The 22,855-nt window shown below is 55.4% G+C and carries 18 protein-coding genes and 1 rRNA gene; 9 read left to right on the top strand and 10 right to left on the bottom strand.

From position 1 onward, the window contains the following. Nucleotides 1–5: 5 nt before the first annotated feature. Nucleotides 6–1,545 (bottom strand): 16S ribosomal RNA (locus tag ACXIZX_RS19090). A gap of 402 nt (nt 1,546–1,947) precedes the next feature. Beyond that, the gene (locus ACXIZX_RS19095) at nt 1,948–2,160 is read right to left on the bottom strand and encodes a hypothetical protein (RefSeq protein WP_196761414.1); all 213 of its coding nucleotides are present in this window, start codon (nt 2,158–2,160) and stop codon (nt 1,948–1,950) included. On the opposite strand from ACXIZX_RS19095, the gene mdtD reads away from it, so the two are divergent. Beyond that, on the top strand, nt 2,099–3,502 hold the full coding sequence (mdtD, locus tag ACXIZX_RS19100; protein ID WP_479404729.1) for a multidrug transporter subunit MdtD: 1,404 nt from the start codon (nt 2,099–2,101) through the stop codon (nt 3,500–3,502). The genes ACXIZX_RS19095 and mdtD overlap by 62 nt on opposite strands. Here the strand turns inward: mdtD and rbsR are convergent. From rbsR to ACXIZX_RS19135, 7 genes are all read right to left on the bottom strand, one after another. Continuing rightward, the gene (gene rbsR / locus ACXIZX_RS19105) at nt 3,499–4,491 is read right to left on the bottom strand and encodes a ribose operon transcriptional repressor RbsR (protein ID WP_369689754.1); all 993 of its coding nucleotides are present in this window, start codon (nt 4,489–4,491) and stop codon (nt 3,499–3,501) included. The two genes, mdtD and rbsR, sit on opposite strands and share 4 nt — an antisense overlap. Nucleotides 4,492–4,495: 4 nt before the next feature. Next, nucleotides 4,496–5,425: a ribokinase gene (gene rbsK / locus ACXIZX_RS19110; protein ID WP_179452920.1), complete on the bottom strand. Its 930-nt coding sequence runs from the start codon at nt 5,423–5,425 to the stop codon at nt 4,496–4,498. Between the two features lie 64 nt (nt 5,426–5,489). Further along, the gene (gene rbsB, locus ACXIZX_RS19115; RefSeq protein ID WP_008106759.1) at nt 5,490–6,365 is read right to left on the bottom strand and encodes a ribose ABC transporter substrate-binding protein RbsB; all 876 of its coding nucleotides are present in this window, start codon (nt 6,363–6,365) and stop codon (nt 5,490–5,492) included. A 26-nt stretch (nt 6,366–6,391) separates the two neighbouring features. Continuing rightward, the gene (gene rbsC / locus ACXIZX_RS19120) at nt 6,392–7,363 is read right to left on the bottom strand and encodes a ribose ABC transporter permease (protein WP_008106756.1); all 972 of its coding nucleotides are present in this window, start codon (nt 7,361–7,363) and stop codon (nt 6,392–6,394) included. Next, nucleotides 7,360–8,868, bottom strand: coding sequence for a ribose ABC transporter ATP-binding protein RbsA (gene rbsA / locus ACXIZX_RS19125; protein WP_479404730.1), 1,509 nt, complete (start codon nt 8,866–8,868; stop codon nt 7,360–7,362). Before rbsA ends, rbsC begins: the two co-directional genes overlap by 4 nt. Before the next feature lie 7 nt (nt 8,869–8,875). After that, nucleotides 8,876–9,295 (bottom strand): D-ribose pyranase, encoded by a 420-nt coding sequence (gene rbsD, locus ACXIZX_RS19130; RefSeq protein ID WP_323275650.1) that lies wholly within the window; start codon nt 9,293–9,295, stop codon nt 8,876–8,878. 172 nt (nt 9,296–9,467) lie between these two features. Then, nucleotides 9,468–9,863 (bottom strand): YgiW/YdeI family stress tolerance OB fold protein, encoded by a 396-nt coding sequence (locus tag ACXIZX_RS19135; protein WP_008106749.1) that lies wholly within the window; start codon nt 9,861–9,863, stop codon nt 9,468–9,470. 180 nt (nt 9,864–10,043) lie between these two features. On the opposite strand from ACXIZX_RS19135, the gene qseB reads away from it, so the two are divergent. Both qseB and qseC read left to right on the top strand, forming a co-directional pair. Next, a complete protein-coding gene (gene qseB / locus ACXIZX_RS19140) occupies nt 10,044–10,706 on the top strand; it encodes a quorum sensing response regulator transcription factor QseB (protein ID WP_479404731.1) in 663 nt (220 codons plus the stop codon). Beyond that, nucleotides 10,703–12,034 carry a quorum sensing histidine kinase QseC gene (gene qseC / locus ACXIZX_RS19145; RefSeq protein WP_479404732.1) on the top strand — a complete coding sequence of 444 codons (1,332 nt, stop codon included), beginning with the start codon at nt 10,703–10,705 and terminating at the stop codon, nt 12,032–12,034. Before qseB ends, qseC begins: the two co-directional genes overlap by 4 nt. An 11-nt stretch (nt 12,035–12,045) precedes the next feature. Here the strand turns inward: qseC and kup are convergent, their stop codons facing one another. Next, nucleotides 12,046–13,914: a low affinity potassium transporter Kup gene (gene kup / locus ACXIZX_RS19150; protein WP_008106742.1), complete on the bottom strand. Its 1,869-nt coding sequence runs from the start codon at nt 13,912–13,914 to the stop codon at nt 12,046–12,048. 297 nt (nt 13,915–14,211) lie between these two features. Between kup and ravA the strand changes: the two genes are divergently transcribed. The 6 genes from ravA to mnmG all read left to right on the top strand — a co-directional run bounded on the left by ravA (nt 14,212) and on the right by mnmG (nt 22,854). Further along, the gene (gene ravA, locus ACXIZX_RS19155; RefSeq protein ID WP_036648974.1) at nt 14,212–15,708 is read left to right on the top strand and encodes an ATPase RavA; all 1,497 of its coding nucleotides are present in this window, start codon (nt 14,212–14,214) and stop codon (nt 15,706–15,708) included. After that, entirely contained in the window at nt 15,705–17,165 is a 1,461-nt protein-coding gene (gene viaA / locus ACXIZX_RS19160) for an ATPase RavA stimulator ViaA (RefSeq protein WP_479404733.1), read from the top strand. The genes ravA and viaA overlap by 4 nt, the downstream gene beginning before the upstream one ends. Nucleotides 17,166–17,232: 67 nt before the next feature. Continuing rightward, entirely contained in the window at nt 17,233–19,359 is a 2,127-nt protein-coding gene (gene ovoA, locus ACXIZX_RS19165; RefSeq protein WP_479404734.1) for a 5-histidylcysteine sulfoxide synthase, read from the top strand. 106 nt (nt 19,360–19,465) lie between these two features. Continuing rightward, nucleotides 19,466–19,927, top strand: a complete 462-nt coding sequence (asnC, locus tag ACXIZX_RS19170) for a transcriptional regulator AsnC (protein ID WP_008106733.1) — start codon at nt 19,466–19,468, stop codon at nt 19,925–19,927. Between the two features lie 154 nt (nt 19,928–20,081). Beyond that, nucleotides 20,082–20,522: an FMN-binding protein MioC gene (mioC, locus tag ACXIZX_RS19175; RefSeq protein ID WP_008106731.1), complete on the top strand. Its 441-nt coding sequence runs from the start codon at nt 20,082–20,084 to the stop codon at nt 20,520–20,522. Nucleotides 20,523–20,964: 442 nt separating this feature from the next. After that, nucleotides 20,965–22,854, top strand: coding sequence for a tRNA uridine-5-carboxymethylaminomethyl(34) synthesis enzyme MnmG (gene mnmG / locus ACXIZX_RS19180; RefSeq protein ID WP_176973320.1), 1,890 nt, complete (start codon nt 20,965–20,967; stop codon nt 22,852–22,854). The last annotated feature ends 1 nt before the right edge of the window (nt 22,855 follow it).

Raw genomic sequence — 22,855 nt, forward strand, 5'->3', positions numbered from 1 at the left:
TCAGGTAAGGAGGTGATCCAACCGCAGGTTCCCCTACGGTTACCTTGTTACGACTTCACCCCAGTCATGAATCACAAAGTGGTAAGCGCCCTCCCGAAGGTTAAGCTACCTACTTCTTTTGCAACCCACTCCCATGGTGTGACGGGCGGTGTGTACAAGGCCCGGGAACGTATTCACCGTAGCATTCTGATCTACGATTACTAGCGATTCCGACTTCACGGAGTCGAGTTGCAGACTCCGATCCGGACTACGACGCACTTTATGAGGTCCGCTTGCTCTCGCGAGGTCGCTTCTCTTTGTATGCGCCATTGTAGCACGTGTGTAGCCCTACTCGTAAGGGCCATGATGACTTGACGTCATCCCCACCTTCCTCCAGTTTATCACTGGCAGTCTCCTTTGAGTTCCCGGCCGAACCGCTGGCAACAAAGGATAAGGGTTGCGCTCGTTGCGGGACTTAACCCAACATTTCACAACACGAGCTGACGACAGCCATGCAGCACCTGTCTCAGAGTTCCCGAAGGCACCAAAGCATCTCTGCTAAGTTCTCTGGATGTCAAGAGTAGGTAAGGTTCTTCGCGTTGCATCGAATTAAACCACATGCTCCACCGCTTGTGCGGGCCCCCGTCAATTCATTTGAGTTTTAACCTTGCGGCCGTACTCCCCAGGCGGTCGACTTAACGCGTTAGCTCCGGAAGCCACTCCTCAAGGGAACAACCTCCAAGTCGACATCGTTTACGGCGTGGACTACCAGGGTATCTAATCCTGTTTGCTCCCCACGCTTTCGCACCTGAGCGTCAGTCTTTGTCCAGGGGGCCGCCTTCGCCACCGGTATTCCTCCAGATCTCTACGCATTTCACCGCTACACCTGGAATTCTACCCCCCTCTACAAGACTCTAGCCTGCCAGTTTCGAATGCAGTTCCCAGGTTAAGCCCGGGGATTTCACATCCGACTTGACAGACCGCCTGCGTGCGCTTTACGCCCAGTAATTCCGATTAACGCTTGCACCCTCCGTATTACCGCGGCTGCTGGCACGGAGTTAGCCGGTGCTTCTTCTGCGGGTAACGTCAATCGGTGAAGCTATTAACTCCACCGCCTTCCTCCCCGCTGAAAGTACTTTACAACCCGAAGGCCTTCTTCATACACGCGGCATGGCTGCATCAGGCTTGCGCCCATTGTGCAATATTCCCCACTGCTGCCTCCCGTAGGAGTCTGGACCGTGTCTCAGTTCCAGTGTGGCTGGTCATCCTCTCAGACCAGCTAGGGATCGTCGCCTAGGTGAGCCATTACCCCACCTACTAGCTAATCCCATCTGGGCACATCCGATGGTGTGAGGCCCGAAGGTCCCCCACTTTGGTCTTGCGACGTTATGCGGTATTAGCTACCGTTTCCAGTAGTTATCCCCCTCCATCGGGCAGTTTCCCAGACATTACTCACCCGTCCGCCACTCGTCACCCGAGAGCAAGCTCTCTGTGCTACCGTTCGACTTGCATGTGTTAGGCCTGCCGCCAGCGTTCAATCTGAGCCATGATCAAACTCTTCAATTTAAGTTTGATTTGCTGAAACAAGTTCAGCGGTGCTCATCTGTAAAACGTCATAATGAATTTCATTATGTGTTCACTCGTGAGGCTTTGATATTTTTTACGTCCGGAGACGCTGATATCAATCCTGCGAGTGCCCACACAGATTGTCTGATAAATTGTTAAAGAGCGTTGCGAACAGCGGCCGAACCGCCTGTCGCGAGGTGGCGTATATTACGCTACTCTCCTTCGGAGTCAAACACTTTTTTCAGCGTTTTCATCCGGCGGGATGAATTTCTTCACTCCCTGCTGAGCCGTCTGCGTTGCCGCTTTGCCGTCTCAGTGGTGGCGCATTATAGGGAGTTATTCGGAGGTGACAAGGGTTAATTGCAAAAAAATGACTGAGCGCCTCTTTTTTAAACGAACGCGTTAAAAACAGACATTTCCAGGCGAAGAATCAGTCAAAATCGCCGCTTCATCGGCACAAATCAGCGCCATCACCTTAAACACCAATGCTATTCTCTTTAACCAAACGTAATTTCTTTGTCGCAGGCTGACAATTATTCGAGAAGGACTTTCAATGATTCGCTCCGCGCGCAGTATGGCCGGCTTGCCCTGGATCGCCGCCATGGCGTTTTTCATGCAAGCACTTGATGCCACCATCCTGAATACTGCGCTTCCTGCTATCGCCACCAGCCTTGAACGTTCTCCTTTAGCCATGCAATCCGCCATCATCAGTTATACGCTAACGGTGGCAATGCTGATCCCGGTGAGTGGCTGGTTGGCCGATCGTTACGGCACACGCAAAATCTTCATTCTTGCGGTATCGCTATTTACGCTGGGTTCGCTGGCCTGTGCCTTATCCGGGTCATTGAGCATGTTAGTGGTCTCGCGCGTGGTGCAAGGGATTGGCGGAGCGATGATGATGCCCGTCGCGCGCCTGGCACTATTACGCGCTTATCCGCGCAGTGAACTGCTGCCGGTGTTGAACTTCGTTACCATGCCGGGTTTAGTGGGGCCCATTCTCGGCCCGATGCTGGGCGGATTGTTAGTGACCTACGCCAGCTGGCACTGGATATTCCTCATCAACATTCCCATCGGTATCGCCGGCATCTTTTACGCACGCAAATATATGCCGGACTTCACTACCCCAAAACGCCGCTTCGACTTTTCAGGCTTCCTGCTGTTTGGTTTGGGTCTGGTGTTGATCTCGGTCGGCATCGAACTGTTCGGCGAGCGCGTGGTATTGCCATGGCAAGCTTTGCTGGTGCTGTTTAGCGGCATTGCATTGCTTCTTCTTTATATAGTGCACGCGCGCCGCCATCCGGCACCGCTGATTAATCTGCCAATGTTTAAAACCCGCACCTTCTCGGTCGGCATCATTGGCAACATCGCTTCACGTCTGGGAACCGGCTGCATCCCGTTCCTGATGCCGCTGATGTTGCAAGTGGGCTTTGGTTATCCCGCGCTGATTGCCGGTTGCATGATGGGACCGACGGCGATTGGCGCGCTGCTGGCGAAATCCACGGTGACGCAAGTGCTGCGCCGCTTCGGTTATCGCCATACGCTGGTTGGTATCACCATCATCATTGGCATATTGATCGCCACCTTCTCACTGCAATCGCCGGGAGGCAGCGTGGTGATGTTGCTGGCGGCACTGTTGATTCTGGGGATGGCGATGTCTACGCAGTTCACCGCGATGAACACCATCACGCTGGCGGATTTAAATGATGAGAACGCCAGCGGCGGGAACAGTGTGCTGGCGGTAACGCAACAGCTGTCGATCAGCTTTGGCGTAGCAGTGAGCGCCGCAGTGCTGCGTTTCTATCAGGATGTCGAGGCTACAACCGTCGCGCAATTCCACGCCACCTTCCTGACGATGGGTGTCGTCACAGTGTTGTCAGCCTTTACCTTTATGATGTTACGTCCGGGCGATGGTCGTAATCTGATCGCCAACCGCGAGAAAAAGAAGAAAACGGCTTAGACCGAACCGCGCTCCACCAGCTCCGGCGTCAACACCAGCGTTTGCTGACTGGCGTCGGGATCGCTCATACGATGAATCAAAGTATCAATCGCCAGTTCACCTAACTCATCTTTCGGCTGATGAATGGTGCTAAGCGGCGGTGTCAGGTAACGCGCCAGCTCAATGTTGTCATAGCCCATCACCGCAATATCCTGCGGCACACGCAATCCAGCCTGGAACAAGGCGTGATAGACGCCAACCGCCATCGCATCGTTGCTGGTAAAGATCGCTTCTGGCAGCGTATCCAGCGTCAGCAATTGATTCATGGCGTTGAAGCCGCCCTGAAACTCAAAATCGCCATCAACCACATAACCCGACGGAACCGCCAATCCGCTGTTGGCCATCGCTTTATGGAAGCCCTCAAGACGCAAACGCGCGGGGGTTTTATCCTGCGGGCCGGCAATACAGGCAATACGCGTATAGCCGCGATCGATAAGATGCTGAGTTGCCAGCTCGCCGCCGAGCAGCGCGTTATCCTGAATAATGTCGCCGCGCCCTTCAAATGGGGCCCAGTCCATCATCACCATCGGCACCGACGGATAGCGATTGAGGATCTCCGCTGAAGGCAGGTGGGTTTCGGTGCACATCATTAACAAACCATCGACACGCTTTTGCATCAGCGTCTCGAGGCTGCGATTCATACGTTCTTCATCGCCTTCGGTATTACACAGAATCAAGCTGTAGCCGCGTTCGTAGCAGCTGTTTTCCACGCCGCGCACCACTTCGGAATAGAACGGGTTACTGCTGGCGGTCAGCAGCATGCCGATGGTGCGGGTTTGTTTGATCTTCAGGCTGCGCGCCAGCGCGGACGGCGCATAGTTAAGCTCGCGAATCGCCTGATCCACCTTTTCACGCACCTGCTCGCTGACAAAGCGATTGTTATTAATGACGTGTGAAACGGTGGAGGTCGAGACGCCCGCCAGGCGGGCGACATCTTTCATGGTAGCCAAGCGCTTAGCCCTGTTGCTGCAGGAAGGCGTCGATCTCAGTGCGCCACGGCACTGAGGGCTGCGCGCCCGGACGCGTTACCGCAATCGCGGCAGCGGCATGGGCGAAACGTACGGCATCGTGCATTGGCACACCTTCCAGACGTGCGGTAATAAACGCACCGTTGAAGGTATCACCCGCCGCAATAGTATCGATGGCCTGCACGCTGAAGCCCGGAATGCGCACGCCATTGCCTTGCTCACTCAGCCACACACCGCGACGGCCTAAAGTGATTAACACGGTATCGATACCTTTGGCATGCAATGCCGCAGCAGCACGCGCGGCATCTTCATCGCTCTTCACCGCAATGCCGGTGAGAATTTCTGCTTCGGTTTCATTTGGCGTGATGATGTCGATAAGCGCGAGCAGTTCATCAGAGAGCGCGGTGGCCGGCGCGGGATTCAGGATCACTTGCGTCTGCTGCGCGCGGGCAATCTTCGCGGCGGCCAGAACGCTTTCCAGCGGAGATTCCAGCTGCATCAGCAACGCATCGGCATCGGCAATCACTTGCTGGTGCTGCGCAACGCGAGTCGGCGTCAGCGCGGCATTGGCACCGGAATAGATGCCGATATTATTTTCGCCTTCGCCATTCACGAAGATCATCGCTACACCGGTCGATTCATCAGCGACGGTTTCAACCGGTGCGGTATCAATACGGTCTTGCTGCAACTGCTGACGAATGCGCTCGCCGATATCATCGGCGCCTACGCAGGCAATAAAGGCAATGTCTGCACCGGCACGACCGGCAGCCACCGCCTGATTGGCCCCTTTGCCGCCAAAGGCAATTTGGTACTGTTTCCCGATCACCGTTTCGCCCGGACGTGGAAAGTGGGCGAGGTTAAGGATGTGATCGGCATTGATGCTGCCGAGAACGGCCAGTTTTGCGCTTGTGGTCATTGGGATTCATCCAGAAAGATGCGCCACCAGGACGGTGGCGCGTTGCCCTGCTTTTCTTTACTTATTATTTGGTAACCAGCTTCAGGTCAACCGGATTAACCGCCTGCACCTTTTCGCCTTTCAATACTTTATCGGCAGTCTGCACGCCAATCACACCAATCTTGTCTGGCATCTGAGCCACAGTGGCGGTCAGTTTACCTGATTCGACAGCTTTCACACCGTCAGCGGTGCCGTCAAAGCCCACCACCAGCACGTCGGTTTTCCCGGCAGTTTGCAGCGCACGCAGCGCGCCCAGCGCCATTTCGTCGTTCTGAGCGAAGACGGCCTGCACATCCGGATGTCCCTGCAACAGGTTCTGCATTACGTTCAGACCTTTAGTACGGTCGAAGTCAGCAGGCTGGCTCGCCAGGATGTTGAATTTGTGCGCATCAGCCGCTTGTTTAAAGCCTTCGCCACGCTCACGCGCCGCAGACGTACCGGCAATGCCTTGCAGTTCAATAATTTTCGCGCCATCACCCAGTTTTTTGGCGATGAAGTCACCGGCCATTTTGCCGCCGAAACGGTTGTCAGAAGCCACGTGGCTCACTACGGTGCCCTGTGCTGCCACGCGGTCCAGCGTGATCACCGGAATATTCGCCTGGTTTGCCATCTTAACGGCGTTACCCACCGCATCAGAATCGGTTGGGTTAATCAGCAGCAGCTTGGTGCCGCGCACCGTCAGATCTTGCACGTTCGCCAGCTCTTTCGCTGGGTTGTTCTGCGAATCCAGCACCACGAGGTTATAACCCAGTTGGTCAGCTTCTTTCTGTGCGCCATCTTTCAGAGACACAAAGAACGGATTATTCAGGGTTGAAACCACCAGAGCAATGGTGTCCTTTGCCATTGCGCCAGCACTGAGGGTGGCGCCAAGAATGACGGCCAATGCAGTTAACTTTTTCATTTTTAAATCCTGTGTGAAGGTCAGAGTTATTTACTGCTTTTGTTATCCACCAGCACCGCTAGCAGAATGACGACGGCTTTAACAATCATTTGGTAGTAAGACGATACGCCCATCAGATTCAGGCCGTTGTTCAGGAAACCGAGGATCAACGCACCAATCAGCGTGCCCATGATGCGACCTTTGCCGCCCGCCAGGCTGGTACCGCCCAGCACCACCGCCGCGATCGCATCCAGTTCATAACCGGTGCCCGCGGTAGGTTGTGCGGAAGAGAGACGCGCCACCTCGATGGTGCCCGCCAATGCCGCCAGCAGGCCGCACAGCGAATAAACGATGATTTTGACGCGATTAACGTTGATGCCCGACAAGCGCGTCGCCGCTTCGTTGCCACCCAACGCATAGATGTAACGACCAAGCCGCGTGTGATGCAGCATGTACCACGCCAGTCCAAACACCGCGACCATCAGCCACACCGGCGTTGGGATGCCCAGCGGACGACCGATACCGAACCAGCCAAACAGATCGGCGTTATCGTTGAAGCCGGTATTGATCGGGCTGCCGTTGGTGTAAACCATGGTGACGCCGCGCAGCAGCAGCATCATCACCAGCGTGGCGATGAAAGCCTGCACCTTGCCGCGCGCCACAATCACGCCGGTAATACCGCCAATCGCCGCTCCCAGCGCCAGCGAAGCCGCAACGGCCACCAGCGCATTGACTTCTAATCCGACAATCGATGCCGCCACCGCGCCAGTCAGCGCCAGCAGCGAGCCCACCGACAGATCAATACCTGAAGTCAGAATCACCAGCGTCATGCCGACCGCCATAATGGCGTTGACCGAGGTCTGCTGCAGAATGTTGAACATGTTGGCCAGCGTGAAGAAGTTCGGGCTCTGGCTGGCAACCACGGCGATCAGCACGATCAATGCAATCAGTGATTTCTGCTCCAGCAGCCAGGCTTTGCTGAACCAGCGACGGCTGGCGGGTAAGGTTTGGGTGCTCATACAACTAACTCCTCGCTGTGTTGCTTACCGACTGCCGCCGCCATCAGGGATTCCTGGGTAGCTTGCTCACGGGAAAATTCGCCACTCAGATGGCCTTCATGCATCACCACGATGCGATCGCTCATGCCCAGCACTTCCGGCATTTCCGACGACACCAAAATGATGCTCAGCCCTTCGGCTTTAAACTGATTAATTAACTGATAAATTTCTTTTTTTGCCCCGACATCGACGCCGCGTGTTGGCTCATCAAGAATCAACACATCCGGGCGCGTCATCAGGCCGCGCGCAATCGCTACTTTTTGCTGATTACCGCCGGATAGCAGGCCAATCGGCTGCTCCATTGAAGGAGTTTTGACGTTGAACAGGCGGATAAAATCGCCCACCGCCAACTGCTCGTCGCTGTGTCTCAGGTTGCCCGCGCCGGTGCTGAAATAGCGCAGCGCGGTCAGCGACATGTTCTCTTTCACCGACATGCCCAACACCAAACCATCGCGCTTACGATCTTCGGAGATATAAACGATGCCGTTCGCCAATCCGTCTTGCGGGGAGCGGGTGGTGATTTCGCGGCCATTCAGCGTGACTTTACCTTTACTGCGCGGCAGCGCGCCGTACAGCACTTTCATCAGTTCGGTACGTCCCGCGCCCATCAGGCCCGACACGCCAAGGATTTCCCCTTTGCGCAGCGTAAAGCTGACGTCATCAACGCCCGGGCCGCTGAGGTTTTCAACTTTTAAGCGGATCTCACCCGGCTGCTGATCGATACGTGGATATTGATCTTCCAGCTTGCGGCCGACCATCATCTCGATCAGGCTCTCTTCGCTGAGATCGCACACCGCGCGCTCGGCAATAAACTGCCCATCGCGGAACACGGTGACGTCATCGCAAATCTCGAAGATCTCTTTCATGCGGTGCGAGATATAGACGATGCCGCAGCCCTGCGCTTTCAGTTCGTTGATGACGCGGAACAGCGACAGCGTTTCGGTATCGGTCAGCGCATCGGTCGGTTCATCCATAATGATGACCTTCGACTCGAAGCTGAGCACTTTGGCGATCTCGACCATCTGCTGATCGCCAATCGACAAATCGCCCACCAGCTTATGACTGCTGAAGCGCAGATTGAGGCGCTTTAATAGCTCATCCGCCTCGGCGTACATCTTTTTCCATTCGATGCGGCCAAAGCGGTTAACAAATTCGCGGCCAAGGAAGATATTCTCGGCGACGGTCAGTTGCGGAATCAGGTTAAGTTCCTGATGGATAATGCCAATACCCGCTTCCTGCGACGCTTTCGGGCCAGAAAACGCCACATCCTGACCAAGCCACTGCATGGAACCGGCATCCATGCTGTAAATGCCAGTCAACACTTTCATCATGGTGGATTTGCCCGCGCCGTTTTCGCCCACCAGCGCCATTGCGCGTCCTGGATAAACGGCGAGCGATGCGCCATTCAGCGCCTTTACGCCAGGAAACGACTTTTCAATCCCTTTGAGTTGCAGTAACGGTTGCATAGCGGCCTCAGAAGGTCACGCCGGCGCTCAGGATGACATTCGCATACGGAGAACACTCTCCGCTGCGAATGACCGCCTGACTACGCTGCGTTTGTTGTTTGAATTGTTCATGGCTGGTGTAACGAATGGTGATGATATTCCCCTGGTGCTGTTGCAAGGCTTCGAGCACGGCGAGCAGTGCGCTGTGGAGCTGCGGATTGTGCTGCTTAATCTCCTCCGCCATCAGGGCGCTTTCGACCTGCATCTCCTGCGTGACAACCTCAACCACCTGTAAAAATTCGGGCGTACCCGGCGTTAACGCCAGATCGATGCGCTGTGGACCAGCCGGAATCGGCAAGCCTGCATCTGCAATCGTCAGCGTATCGGTGTGCCCCAGGCGAGCAATCACATGAGAGACTTCAGCGTTTAACAAGCGACCTTTTTTCATTTATTCCACTCCACAGCGAAACGTTTCGCTGTTCGGGAGTGTATAAAATGCGCACGGCAACTCAATGGCGGCATCACGGAAATGTGATCGCCATCGAAACGTTTCGCTTGAGCCAGAGAGAATTTGAGTTTGGTAGGATGTTGGAGCCGCTGCTGCGGCCCCGAAGCAGGGATTAAGGCAGTTTACGCACCTGTTTCACGTCCAGTTCGATGGAGTTGAAATCTTTATCCAGTTCGCCGGTCAGTTCTACCTGATCCTTCGGCGTGATGGTCAAACCGTTCCAGCGTTTATGATCGATCTCGACCTTCATGGTGCCGGTGGCATCACGGAACTGATAATCCTCATCACCGATTTGCTTCTCAAGCGTACCGCGCACGGTGATCCAGCTATCGTCCTTCATCTCTTCTGCCTGTTTCACCGTGACAACGCTGGTGTTATCGGCTTTGAAACCACCGGACTTCACCTGCGCGGATGGCGCATTCGGGTCAACAAAGCCACCTTGCTGAGCGGCAAGAACCGGCGTGGCGGCCAGAGCGATGATAGCTAACAGGGCTGCAGATTTTTTCATATTTCACCTCTTTTCCATGAATGTGTCGGTTTACGGCAGCTATTTCACCATAAGGTTCTTAACAGGATCTTAAGAGAATCCGTTGAGCTAACATTCATGAAAAATAGTCTATTTGCCGGGATTTTCGCTGTACAAGAGCGATTGTGCTTCGTATAACTCCGCTTAACAGAAGGAGAGTTGATGCGCATTTTACTGATAGAAGATGACTCGCTGATTGGCGACGGGTTGAAAGTCGGGTTGACCAAACTCGGATTCAGCGTGGATTGGTTTGTCTCCGGCGAAGCCGGATTTCAGGCGTTGACGGCCGCGCCCTGGGACGCGGTGGTGCTGGATCTATCGCTGCCAGAACGCGATGGTCTGGATATCCTGCGTCAGTGGCGCCAGCAAGGACAGGATGTACCGGTGCTGATTCTCACCGCGCGCGATGCGCTCGATCAGCGCGTACAGGGATTGCAGCTCGGCGCCGACGATTATCTGTGCAAGCCGTTTGCATTATCAGAAGTGGCGGCACGCTTGCAGGCGCTGATCCGTCGCCGTCACGGCCAACTGCAGCCGGAACTCAAACACGGCAAAGTGGTGATGGCGCCCGGCAGCCACAGCGTGCAGTGCGATGGTGAAGCCGTCAGCCTGAAGAGCCGCGAACTGGCGCTGCTGGAGCTGTTTCTGCGCAATCCCGGCCGCGTGCTGACGCGCAGTCAGCTTGAGGAAAAGCTCTACAGCTGGGATGAAGATGTCTCCAGCAATGCGGTGGAAGTGCACATTCATCATCTGCGCAAGAAACTCGGCAGCCAGTTTATTCGTACCGTACACGGCGTCGGTTATACGTTGGGAACGGAAGAATGAGTCTGTTTCTGCGCCTCGCCATCGGCTTTGTGCTGCTGATTATGCTGTGCGGCGGCCTTGCCAGCCTCAGCGCCTGGCACCAAACCCGCGATACGGTAGACGAGCTGTTTGATACTCAGCAAATGCTGTTCGCCAAACGTTTAATTACGCTCGATCCCACCTCGCTACAGGACGAAAAACTGCCTAAAACCAAGTCGATCCTGCGTCATCATCGTGGCGATCAGGATGACGATGCGCTGGCGTTTGCCATCTTCAGCGCTGACGGCCAGCCGCTGCTCAATGACGGCGAAAATGGGCGTGATTTACAGTTTGATTACCAACGTGATGGCTTTACCGATGGCCGCCTACGCGGCGATAAAGATAGCTGGCGCTTAGTGTGGCTAACTTCCGCGGATAAGCGTTATCGCGTGGTGGTTGGGCAAGAGTGGGAATACCGCGAAGATATGACGCGCGATCTGGCGCTCAGTAGCCTGCTGCCATGGTTGATCGCCATGCCTTTTATGCTGCTGTTGCTGCTGGCGCTGGTGTGGTTCGAGCTGCGCCCATTGAAGCGCCTCACGCTTTCGCTGCATCAACGAGCGCCGGACGATGCCACGCCATTGCCGGACACGCGCCTGCCTAAAGAAGTGAAGCCGCTGGTGGTGGCGCTTAACGGCTTGTTTAGTCGTATGGCGCATCTGGTGCAGCGCGAACGTCGCTTTACCTCCGATGCCGCCCATGAACTGCGCAGCCCGTTGGCGGCGCTGCGCGTGCAGAGCGAAGTGATTCAGCTGGCCGATGATGATGAAGCGATGCGTAAACGGGCGATTCTGCAGCTGGACAGCGGCATTGTGCGCGCCACGCGTTTGGTGGATCAGCTCTTAACGCTGTCACGCGTGGAAGCTGACGACCTGCGCAGCGAATTTCAGCCGGTGGCGCTGGCGCCGCTGCTGCAAAACCTGCTGGCGGAGCACTTCCCGCAGGCGGAACAACAAGACACCGCTTTGCAATTCACCAGCCACGCCGAACCGGTGATGAACGGTCATCCGCTATTGCTGGGTTTGATGGTGCGAAACCTGCTGGATAACGCGCTGCGCTATTCGCCGTCGGGCAGCACTATTGATGTACAGCTCAATGCCCGCGCCATTACCGTTGATGATAACGGGCCGGGGGTCAGCGATGAGCAGTTGGCAAGGTTGGGTGAACGCTTCTGGCGACCGCCGGGACAGGCGCAAACCGGCAGCGGATTAGGGCTTTCCATCGTGAAGAATATTGCCCAACTGCACGGCATTCGCTTGCAGTTCAGCCAGCGCGCCAGCGGAGGATTGCGCGTCACCTTAAGTTGGTGACGCGCACAGCGTTAAATCTCGACCTGGGTTCCCAGCTCGATCACGCGGTTAGGTGGGATTTCAAACTGATCCGGCGCGCGCAGCGCATTGCGTTGCAGCGCGAGGAACAGCTTGCCGCGCAGGCGCAGATACCACGGACGATCGCCGATAATCAGCGATTCATGCGACATAAAGAAGGAGGTTTCCATCATGCGGCAGTTTAGGCCTTCAAGGCCGCAGCGGTGGAAAATCTCTTCGACGTTTGGCGTTTCGCGCCAGCCATAGCTTGCCACCACGCGCCAGAAAGTTGGCGATAACTGTTCGATGGTCACGCGACGCACATTGTGCACATAAGGCGCATCTTCCGTACGCAGCGTCAGCAGCACCACGCGCTCATGCAACACTTTGTTGTGCTTGAGGTTATGCAGCATGGCAAACGGAATCACGTTCAGCGCCCGCGACATATACACCGCAGTGCCCGGCACGCGTACCGGCGGCGATTTCTCCAGCGACGCGATCATCGCTTCGAGGGAATTGCCGTGCTCATGCATACGACGCAGCAGGCGGAAACGCTCGCTTTTCCAGGTGGTCATGATGATGAACATCATCAACGCCAGCGTCAGCGGCAGCCAACCACCGGAGAACACCTTGATCAGGTTGGCGGAGAACAGCGACACGTCGATGATCAACATGGCAATCAGAATCAACACCACCAGATAGCGGTTCCAGTGCCAGTTTTGAATCGCCACGGTTGAACAGAGAATAGCTGTCAGCACCATGGTGCCGGTTACCGCAATGCCGTACGCCGCCGCCAGATTGCTGGAGTGCTCGAAGCCGACAATCACAATCACTACCGAGAAATAGAGCAGCCAGTTAATCACTGGAATATAGATCTGCCCGGACTCCTCTTCTGAGGTGTGCACAATGCGCATCGGTGGCAAATAGCCGAGACGCACCGCCTGACGCGTTAATGAGAACACGCCGGAAATCACCGCCTGCGACGCAATCACCGTGGCTAAGGTCGCAAGAATCAACATCGGGATCAGCATCCAATCCGGCGCGAGCAGGAAGAACGGGTTTTTGATCGCTTCGGGATGTTTGAGCAGCAGCGCGCCCTGACCAAAGTAGTTGAGCACCAGCGAAGGCAGCACCACGATGAACCAGGCAAGACGAATCGGGAATTTACCGAAGTGGCCCATATCGGCATACAGCGCTTCTACGCCGGTAATCGCCAGCACCACCGCGCCCAGCGCGAAGAAGGAAACGGTTTTATATTGGATGAAGAAGTGCACCGCCCAATACGGGTTCATCGCATGCAGGACGTCAGGATTGTCAATAATGCTGCGCGCGCCCAGAACCGCCAGCACCAAAAACCACAGCAGCATCACCGGCGCGAACAGCTTGCCGACAATGCCGGTGCCGTGTTTTTGGATAACAAACAGTAAAGTCAGCACTGCAATCGCCAACGGCACGATGTAGGCATCAAGACTTGGCGCGGCAATTTCCAGACCTTCGATCGCCGATAGCACCGAAACCGCCGGCGTAATCACCACTTCGCCGTAGAAGAAGCTGCCGCCAATCAGTCCCATGATCACCAGAATTGCCGTGGCTCTGGCGCCGGTATGGCGTCCGGCCAGCGACATCAGCGTTAAAATCCCGCCTTCACCGGCGTTATCCGCGCGCATCACGTAGCTGATGTACTTCAGCGACACCACCAGAATCAGCAGCCAGAAGATCAGCGACAGGAAGCCAAATACCGCTTCGCGCTCTACGCCAAATCCAAACTGACCAGAGAGACATTCACGCAATGTATAGAGCGGGCTGGTACCGATATCGCCATACACCACGCCAATTGCCGCCAGCGTGACTGCCCCAAGGGACTGTTTCTTATCCGAGCTCATAAGTTGTCTTTTGTTGGAGCCGGAGGCACTTGCCTTCCGCTCAAGCCATCAAAAAGCGCACAGTATGCACATATTCCCAAAAAAACCTACTCTTACAAAGTGTCACCATCGCGTTGGTGACGCGGTTTTTCGCCGAAAATAGCGCCAAAAAACCGTTGGAAGCGGCGAGTTCTCTCGCATCAACCTTCTGAAACAAAAAAGCTGACGGCTATCAACGCAATCGCGCATGATAATCAGTAGAGTATTGCGCTCGCCAGAATATGACGGCACCAGGATCAAAAGGATAATGATGTGATTATGGCTCAACCCCATCTTTTGGCAGAAAGAATTTCTCGCCTGAGCAACGCTCTGGAAAAAGGGCTGTATGAACGCCATCATGCGATCCGCCTCTGTTTGCTGGCAGCCTTAAGTGGCGAAAGCGTGTTTCTGCTCGGGCCGCCAGGCATCGCCAAAAGTCTGATTGCCCGCCGATTAAAATATGCCTTCCAGCACGCCCGCGCTTTTGAATACCTGATGACCCGTTTTTCCACTCCGGAAGAGGTGTTTGGCCCGCTGTCGATTCAGGCACTGAAAGATGAAGGGCGGTATCAGCGTCTCACCAAAGGCTATCTGCCGGATGCCGAAATTGTCTTCCTCGACGAAATCTGGAAAGCCGGCCCGGCGATTCTGAATACCTTGCTGACCGCCATCAACGAACGCCGCTTCCGTAATGGCGACAGCGAAGAAAAAATTCCGATGCGCTTGCTGGTTACCGCTTCCAACGAACTGCCGGAAGCCGATAGCGGACTGGAAGCGCTGTATGACCGCATGTTGATTCGCTTGTGGCTGGATAACGTGCATGAGAAGCAGAACTTCCGCAGCATGCTCACCCACCAGCAGGATGAAAACGACAATCCGGTGGCGGAATCGCTGCGCATCAGCGATGAAGAGTATGAGCAGTGGCAGAAAGGCATCAGCCAGGTCAGTTTGCCGGATCACGTGTTTGAACTGATCTATCAGCTACGTCAGCAGTTAGAAACGCTGCCGGACGCGCCGTACATTTCCGATCGTCGCTGGAAGAAAGCCATTCATCTGTTGCAGGCCAGCGCCTTTTATAGCGGTCGCGTGACTATCGCGCCCATCGACTTAGTACTGCTGAAAGATTGCCTGTGGCATGACGTGGCATCGATGAAAATGCTGGATCGCGAAATCGATACGCTGATGTCGCAACATGCGTGGCAGCAACAGGCGCTGCTACACAAGCTGCAGCAGATCAAAGGCCGCCGTCTGGCGCTGCAACAGCAGCAAAGCGTGGCACAAGCGCTGACGCTGGAGAAACACAGCGGCATGTTCAGCCGCAAACCGCATTACGAATTACCCGCCGCCATTACCGATGAGCAACTGACGCTGATGCTGCAACAGCCGTTAATGCTGCACGACATGCAGGTGACGCACATTCTAATTGGCCGTGAAGCACTGGATCAGTGGCTGCTGAAGGGCGGTGAAATTCGCGGCAAGCTGAACGGCATCGGCTTTGGTCAAACGCTGGATATGCTGGTGGATACGCATCATTGTCTGACGCTGCGCGATGTTAGCCTGCAATCCACGCGTCTGACGCTGCCGGGCGCCAGCAGCAGTAGCGAGATGCCGCAGGAGATCGCCGATGAATATGAAGCGCTGGAAACCCAGTTGCGCGCGCAGCGCACGCTGTTCAGCCAGCATCAGCGCTGCCTGTTCATTAGCGATGACTGGCTGGCACGCATTGAAACCAGCCTGCAGGATGTCGCGGAACAGCTGAAACAGGCGAGAAAATGATCTCACTGGAGACGCTGAGTGCGCTGCTGTCGATTGGCGAAACCGAGTTAATCGAAGAGTTGATTATCGCGCTGCTCGCCTCGCCACAGCTGGCGCTGTTCTTTGAGAAGTTTCCCCGCCTGAAGCAAGCCATGATGCGCGATCTGCCGCGCTGGCGATCGGAGATCGCCGAGCAGATCAAAGTCACGCCGGTGCCAGAAGCGCTGGCGCAGGAGTTTCAGCTTTTTCAGCAGATGCAGCTGCTCAGCACGCAACATTTCACCCAGCAGTTACCCAACATCATGACGCAGCTGAAAAGCCTGCCGTCGCCGTTCATCGAAGAAGCCAGCAAACTGCTGCTGAATGCCGAAAGCGACCAGCTCAGCAACGCGCAACACACGCTGTTCCTGCAACGCTGGCGTCTCAGCCTGACGCTGCAAACGCTAACGCTGAATGAAACTATTCTCGAAGAGCAGCGCGAACGCTTGATGGCCGAGCTGCAGCAGCGCATGGCGATCAGCGGTCAGCTGGCGCCAATCCTTACCGATGATGATGAAGCCGCCGCCGGACGCCTATGGGATTTGAGCAAAGCGCCGCTGCAGCACGGCGATTACGAACTGATCGTGCAATACGGCGATTTCCTCGCCCAGCAGCCGGAGCTGATGAAGCTAGCGCAGCAGCTGGGTCGCAGCCGCGAAGCTAAATCGGTGCCGTCGCAGGATGCGCCGCTGGAGGAGTTTCACCAGTTGGTACGCGAACCGGATAACGTGCCGGAAGAGGTCAGCGGAATTCATCAAAGCGATGATGTGCTGCGTCTGTTACCGCCTGAATTGGCGGCATTGAGCATCAGCGAGTTAGAGCTGGAATTTTATCGGCGCTTAGTCGAAAAACGCTTGCTGACTTATCGTCTGCAGGGCGATGCGTGGCACGAAAAAGTCACCATGAGCCCGGTCAGCCACCAGCAGCATGAAGAGCAACCGCGCGGCCCGTTTATCGTCTGCGTTGATACGTCCGGTTCGATGGGCGGTTTCAACGAACGCTGCGCCAAAGCCTTTTGCCTGGCGCTGCTGAAAGTGGCGCTGGCGGATAAGCGCCGCTGCTACATCATGCTGTTCGCTCATGAAGTGATCGGCTATGAGCTCACCGCTGACAACGGCATTGAGCAGGCGATCCGTTTCCTCAGCCAGCGTTTTCGCGGCGGCACCGATCTCGCGGCCTGCCTTGCGGCGGTGGTGAAACGCATGGAAGGCATCGCCTGGCAGGAAGCGGATGCGGTGATCGTCTCTGACTTTATTGCCCAACGTTTGCCGGACGACATCGTCAGCACCATCAAGCAGCGTCAGCGCCAACATCAACAGCGTTTCCATGCGGTGGCGATGTCGCTGCATGGCAAACCCGGCATTCTGCGCATCTTCGATCACATCTGGCGCTTCGATACCGGCCTGAAAAGCCGTCTGCTGCGCCGCTGGCAGCGCTAATTCATCTGGCGGAAATGCTAATTTGCTATATTGATAAGTTCGAGCACATAGCAAACTGGAGCACCTTGTGACGACCGCCCAACTTCCCGCACCAACCCGCACGCTAAAACTTTCCGGCCAAAACTCCGAACAAAAACGGGCCGAGCTGCTGGCGTACTTCACCCAAACCTGGGAACTGTATGAAAGCCTGTTTGATTGCCTGGCGGACGAGCGCGCCTGGTTTAACAAAGCCATTTCGCTGCGCCATCCGCTGATCTTCTATTTTGGCCACACCGCGACCTTCTACATTAATAAGCTGATGGCAGGCCGCTATCTTGATCAACGCGTTGACGATCGCATCGAAGCGATGATGGCGATCGGCGTGGATGAGATGAGTTGGGACGATCTCAACGACAGCCATTACGACTGGCCGAGCATCGCAGAGGTGCGCGACTATCGTGGCAAAGTGAAAAGTCTGGTGAGTGAGTTTATTCGCACCCTGCCGCTGGAACTGCCAATCGGCTGGGACAGCCCGGCTTGGGTGGTTTTGATGGGCATTGAGCACGAACGCATTCATCTGGAAACCTCCAGCGTGCTGATGCGCCAGTTGCCGATTGAATGGGTCAAGCCGCAGCCGCACTGGCCGGTTTGTCAGCAAGCGCGTCACGATCGTCAATCGGTACCGGAAAATGCCCTGATCGCAATGCCCGGCGGCCGCGTGCAGCAGGGAAAAACCGACGACACCTATGGCTGGGATAACGAATACGGCAGCCAGCAGACCGAACTTAAGCCGTTCAAGGCCAGCAAAATGCTGGTCAGCAATGCGGAGTTTTATCGCTTCATTGCGGCGGACGGTTATAACGATCGCCGCTGGTGGGATGACGAAGGTTGGAGCTGGCGTGAATTCTCCGGCGCACAGATGCCGACGTTCTGGGTCGGTGACCAAAAGCTGCCCGATCAGCTAAAACTGCGCGTGCTGGCCGAAGAAGTGGCGATGCCGTGGGATTGGCCAGCGGAGGTGAATCAACTGGAAGCCGCCGCGTTCTGTCGCTGGCTGGCCGAAGAGACCGGTAAATCTATTCAGCTTCCCTGCGAGGCCGAATGGGCGCAGCTGCGTGAGCAGGTTGGCGGCGATCAGCCGGATTGGACTGAAGCGCCCGGCAATATCAATCTGGCGTATTGGGCTTCCTCCAGCCCGGTCGACCGTTTCGCGCAGGGTGAGTTTTACGACATCGTCGGCAACGTTTGGCAGTGGGCCACGACGCCAACCAACGGTTTCGAAGGCTTTAAGGTGCATCCGCTGTACGACGACTTCTCGACGCCGACCTTTGATGGCAAACATGTGCTGATCAAAGGTGGCAGCTGGATTTCTACCGGCAACGAAGCGCTGAAATCTGCGCGCTACGCTTTCCGTCGCCACTTCTTCCAGCACGCCGGTTTCCGCTATGTGGTTTCTTCCCATGAAGAGAGCATGGCGCTCAATCCTTATGAAACTGACAGCATGGTGTCGCAGTATCTCGATTTCCAGTACGGGCCGAGTTACTACAACGTGCCTAACTACGCGGCGGCGCTGGTGGAAAAACTGCTGCCACATTGTAATGCGCGCGGGAGGGCGCTGGACATCGGCTGCGCTACCGGGCGTGCCAGCTTTGAACTGGCGCGACACTTCGAGGCGGTAACCGGCATGGATTACTCGGCGCGCTTTATTGATGTCGCGCTGCAGCTGACTTCCGGTGAGGATTTCCGCTATGTAGTGCCCGAGGAAGGCGAGCTGGTGGAGTATCGTCAGGTGCGGCTGAAAGAGTTTGGCCTCGAAGCAGAGCAAGCGCAGCGCATTCAGTTTGTGCAGGGCGATGCCTGTAACCTGAAACCGCAGCCGGATCGTTACGATCTGGTGCTGGCGTCTAACCTGATTGATCGTCTGCGTCAGCCAAAGCGCTTCCTGCAGGATATTACTTCGATGATCCGTTCCGGCGGTTTGCTGGTGCTGTCATCGCCGTATACCTGGCTGGAAGATTTCACGCCGAAAGAGAACTGGCTGGGCGGTGTTCGCGAAAATGGCGAAGCACTGACCACCTATCAGGCGCTGCAGCGTCTGTTGCGTGATGCCTTTGATGAAGTGGCACCGCCGCAGGATGTGCCATTTGTCATCCGCGAAACGGCGCGCAAATTCCAGCACACGCAGGCACAAGTGACCTTCTGGCGTAAGCGCTAAAAAGCATGCAGACAACGGCCTGCCTGTTGTCTGCACCTTGCCTGCACCGCTAATTTGCTGCACATTCTCCTCTATTCATAGAAGAAGAACTTAACGAGGATGGACAATGGCGGAACACCTTCAGCTGGATAACCTGGATCGCGGCATTCTTAATGCGCTGCTGCAGAATGCGCGCACCGCCTATGCCGAGCTCGCCAAACAGTTCAACGTCAGCCCCGGCACCATTCATGTGCGGGTGGAGAAGATGCGTCAGGCGGGCATTATTTTAGGCACGCGCGTGGAGATCGATCCGCGTCAGCTTGGCTTCGATGTGTGCTGCTTTATCGGCATTATCCTCAAAAGCGCGCGCGATTATCCGGCGGCGCTGAGCAAACTCGATGCGCTGGATGAAGTGGTAGAAGCCTGGTACACCACCGGCCACTACAGCATCTTTATCAAAGTGATGTGCCGATCGATCGATGCCTTGCAACAGGTATTGATCAACAAGATCCAGACCATCGACGAAATTCAATCCACCGAAACTCTGATCTCACTGCAAAACCCGATCATGCGCACCATTAAGCCGTGATCCCTCTCTAAGCTGTGCACAAACTTATCCCCGGCAGATCGCGCGTATGGCGCGACTTGTCGCCTGATGCTTTCATCTATTAACCCTGTTTTCCACAGGTGGATCACGGCTTGATCACAGCGTACAATGCTCGCCTTTAGTGCGGGAGAGCATCATGGCCGATATTACGTTAATCAGTGGAAGTACCCTTGGCAGCGCCGAATATGTTGCTGAACATCTGGAAGAAAAACTGCAGGAAGCGGGCTTCTCAACCGAGGTGCTGCATGGCCCAGAGCTGGATGAGCTGCAACCGGAAGGCATCTGGCTGATCGTTACCTCCACGCACGGTGCCGGTGAACTGCCTGATAATTTGCTTCCTTTATATGAAGCACTGCAAGAGACAAAACCGGACCTCACTGGCTTACGTTATGGCGCAGTAGGCATCGGTAACCATGAATACGATCTTTTCTGCGGCGCGATCAAGCTGCTGGAAGAGCAATTGAACCAGTTGGGCGCTAAACGCATTGGCGATCGCCTGGAGATCGACGTGCTGGAGCATGAGATCCCGGAAGACGCGGCTGAAGTGTGGGTCGCCACATGGAAAACGCAGATTTAAAACGATCTTCGGTGGCTGGGGATCGGGAAAATAGAATGATCCCCAGTTGATTACGCTGTTTTTATACTTTAAACACGCGATCAGCTGTGGATAACATGGCCTGTTTCATGCGTATAACCAGTAGTTATCCAAAGAACAACTGCTGTTTCTTTTTTAGCCTGTGCATAAGTGGCTATTTTGATCCCAGCTTATACGGATCAGGATCACCGATCATTCACAGCTAATGATCCTCTCTAATCTGCTGTTAAGCCTGCGCTTTTCTGGGTTATCAACAGCAAGGTGCGATCCTAATAGTAGATCTAACAGAGAGATCATATAAAAGACTTAAGATCCTTTCTTTTAAACCTCAGGATCCCGCGACTTTCGCCGCCGACATTATTTCAGTAGAATCCACCGCCCAGGGCAACGATCCCTGTCCGAAACACTAACGAGGACCCACTTCATGTTTTATCCAGATCCTTTTGACGTCATCGTAATCGGTGGTGGTCATGCGGGCACAGAGGCCGCGATGGCCGCAGCCCGAATGGGTCAGCAAACCCTGTTACTCACCCATAACATTGATACGCTTGGACAAATGTCCTGTAACCCCGCGATCGGTGGCATCGGGAAAGGACATCTGGTGAAGGAAGTGGATGCCTTAGGCGGTTTGATGGCCACGGCAATTGACCAGGCAGGTATCCAGTTTAGGATACTAAACGCGAGCAAAGGCCCCGCCGTTCGTGCCACTCGTGCTCAGGCTGACCGTGTACTGTATCGCCAGGCGGTACGCACTGCGCTGGAGAACCAGCCTAACCTGATGATCTTCCAGCAGGCGGTTGACGATCTGATTGTGGAAAACGATCGTGTCGTAGGTGCTGTGACACAAATGGGCTTGAAGTTCCGCGCCAAAACCGTGGTGCTGACCGTCGGGACCTTCCTCGATGGCAAAATTCACATTGGCCTGGATAATTACAGCGGTGGCCGTGCAGGCGATCCGCCATCAATCCCATTGGCGAAACGCCTGCGTGCACTGCCGCTGCGCGTTAACCGTCTGAAAACCGGTACGCCGCCACGTATCGACGCACGCTCGATTGATTTTTCGGTGCTGACACCGCAGCACGGTGATAATCCGATGCCGGTGTTCTCGTTCATGGGCAAGGTTTCACAGCATCCACAACAAGTGCCGTGCTGGATCACCTACACCAACGAACAGACGCATGACGTGATCCGCAATAACCTCGATCGCAGCCCGATGTATGCCGGGATCATCGAAGGTATTGGTCCACGTTACTGCCCGTCAATCGAAGACAAAGTGATGCGCTTTGCCGATCGTAACGCGCATCAGATCTTCCTGGAGCCGGAAGGCCTGACCAGCAACGAGATCTACCCGAATGGTATCTCCACCAGCCTGCCGTTTGACGTACAGATGCAGATCGTACGTTCGATGAAAGGACTGGAAAACGCGAAGATCATCCGTCCGGGTTATGCCATCGAGTATGATTTCTTCGATCCACGCGATCTTAAACCGACGCTGGAAAGCAAATTTATCCACGGCCTGTTCTTTGCCGGCCAGATCAACGGCACCACCGGCTACGAAGAAGCGGCAGCGCAAGGTTTGCTGGCTGGTCTGAACGCAGCACGCGCTTCTGCTGATAAAGAGGGCTGGGCGCCACGCCGCGATCAAGCTTATCTCGGTGTGCTGGTTGACGATCTCTGCACTTTGGGCACGAAAGAGCCGTACCGCATGTTTACATCGCGTGCGGAGTACCGCTTGATGCTGCGCGAAGATAACGCCGACCTGCGTTTGACCGAAGCCGGTCGCGAACTCGGTCTGGTTGATGATGCCCGCTGGGCGCGCTACAACCAGAAACTGGAAGCGATTGAGCAGGAGCGTCAACGCCTGCGCGACCTGTGGGTGCATCCGAAGTCGGATAACGTGGCTGAAGTGAACGCGGTGATCAGCGCGCCGCTCACCAAAGAAGCCAGCGGTGAAGATCTGCTGCGTCGTCCAGAGATGACCTATCCGCTGCTGACGTCGCTCGCCAGCTACGGTCCAGCACTGCCTGATGAACAAGCCGCTGAGCAGGTGGAGATTCAGGTGAAATACGAAGGATACATTGCACGTCAGCAGGAAGAAATTGATCGCCAGCTGCGTAATGAAAACACCTTGTTGCCTGTTGAGCTCGACTATCGTCAGGTGAATGGCTTGTCGAATGAAGTGATCGCCAAACTCAACGATCACAAACCGACGTCCATCGGCCAGGCTTCGCGTATTTCGGGTATCACGCCTGCGGCAATCTCAATTCTGCTGATTTACCTGAAAAAACAGGGCCTGCTGCGTAAAAGCGCCTGAT

This window comes from Candidatus Pantoea symbiotica (genome assembly GCF_056491525.1).

Bases quoted from the DNA above. Each gene is read 5' to 3' on its own strand.
- mdtD (WP_479404729.1), top strand. From the start codon at position 2,099: ATGATTCGCTCCGCGCGCAGTATGGCCGGCTTGCCCTGGATCGCCGCC.
- ACXIZX_RS19095 (WP_196761414.1), bottom strand. From the start codon at position 2,160: ATGAAAAACGCCATGGCGGCGATCCAGGGCAAGCCGGCCATACTGCGC.
- rbsK (WP_179452920.1), bottom strand. From the start codon at position 5,425: ATGACCACAAGCGCAAAACTGGCCGTTCTCGGCAGCATCAATGCCGAT.
- rbsB (WP_008106759.1), bottom strand. From the start codon at position 6,365: ATGAAAAAGTTAACTGCATTGGCCGTCATTCTTGGCGCCACCCTCAGT.
- rbsC (WP_008106756.1), bottom strand. From the start codon at position 7,363: ATGAGCACCCAAACCTTACCCGCCAGCCGTCGCTGGTTCAGCAAAGCC.
- rbsA (WP_479404730.1), bottom strand. From the start codon at position 8,868: ATGCAACCGTTACTGCAACTCAAAGGGATTGAAAAGTCGTTTCCTGGC.
- rbsD (WP_323275650.1), bottom strand. From the start codon at position 9,295: ATGAAAAAAGGTCGCTTGTTAAACGCTGAAGTCTCTCATGTGATTGCT.
- ACXIZX_RS19135 (WP_008106749.1), bottom strand. From the start codon at position 9,863: ATGAAAAAATCTGCAGCCCTGTTAGCTATCATCGCTCTGGCCGCCACG.
- qseB (WP_479404731.1), top strand. From the start codon at position 10,044: ATGCGCATTTTACTGATAGAAGATGACTCGCTGATTGGCGACGGGTTG.
- qseC (WP_479404732.1), top strand. From the start codon at position 10,703: ATGAGTCTGTTTCTGCGCCTCGCCATCGGCTTTGTGCTGCTGATTATG.
- kup (WP_008106742.1), bottom strand. From the start codon at position 13,914: ATGAGCTCGGATAAGAAACAGTCCCTTGGGGCAGTCACGCTGGCGGCA.
- ravA (WP_036648974.1), top strand. From the start codon at position 14,212: ATGGCTCAACCCCATCTTTTGGCAGAAAGAATTTCTCGCCTGAGCAAC.
- viaA (WP_479404733.1), top strand. From the start codon at position 15,705: ATGATCTCACTGGAGACGCTGAGTGCGCTGCTGTCGATTGGCGAAACC.
- asnC (WP_008106733.1), top strand. From the start codon at position 19,466: ATGGCGGAACACCTTCAGCTGGATAACCTGGATCGCGGCATTCTTAAT.
- mioC (WP_008106731.1), top strand. From the start codon at position 20,082: ATGGCCGATATTACGTTAATCAGTGGAAGTACCCTTGGCAGCGCCGAA.
- mnmG (WP_176973320.1), top strand. From the start codon at position 20,965: ATGTTTTATCCAGATCCTTTTGACGTCATCGTAATCGGTGGTGGTCAT.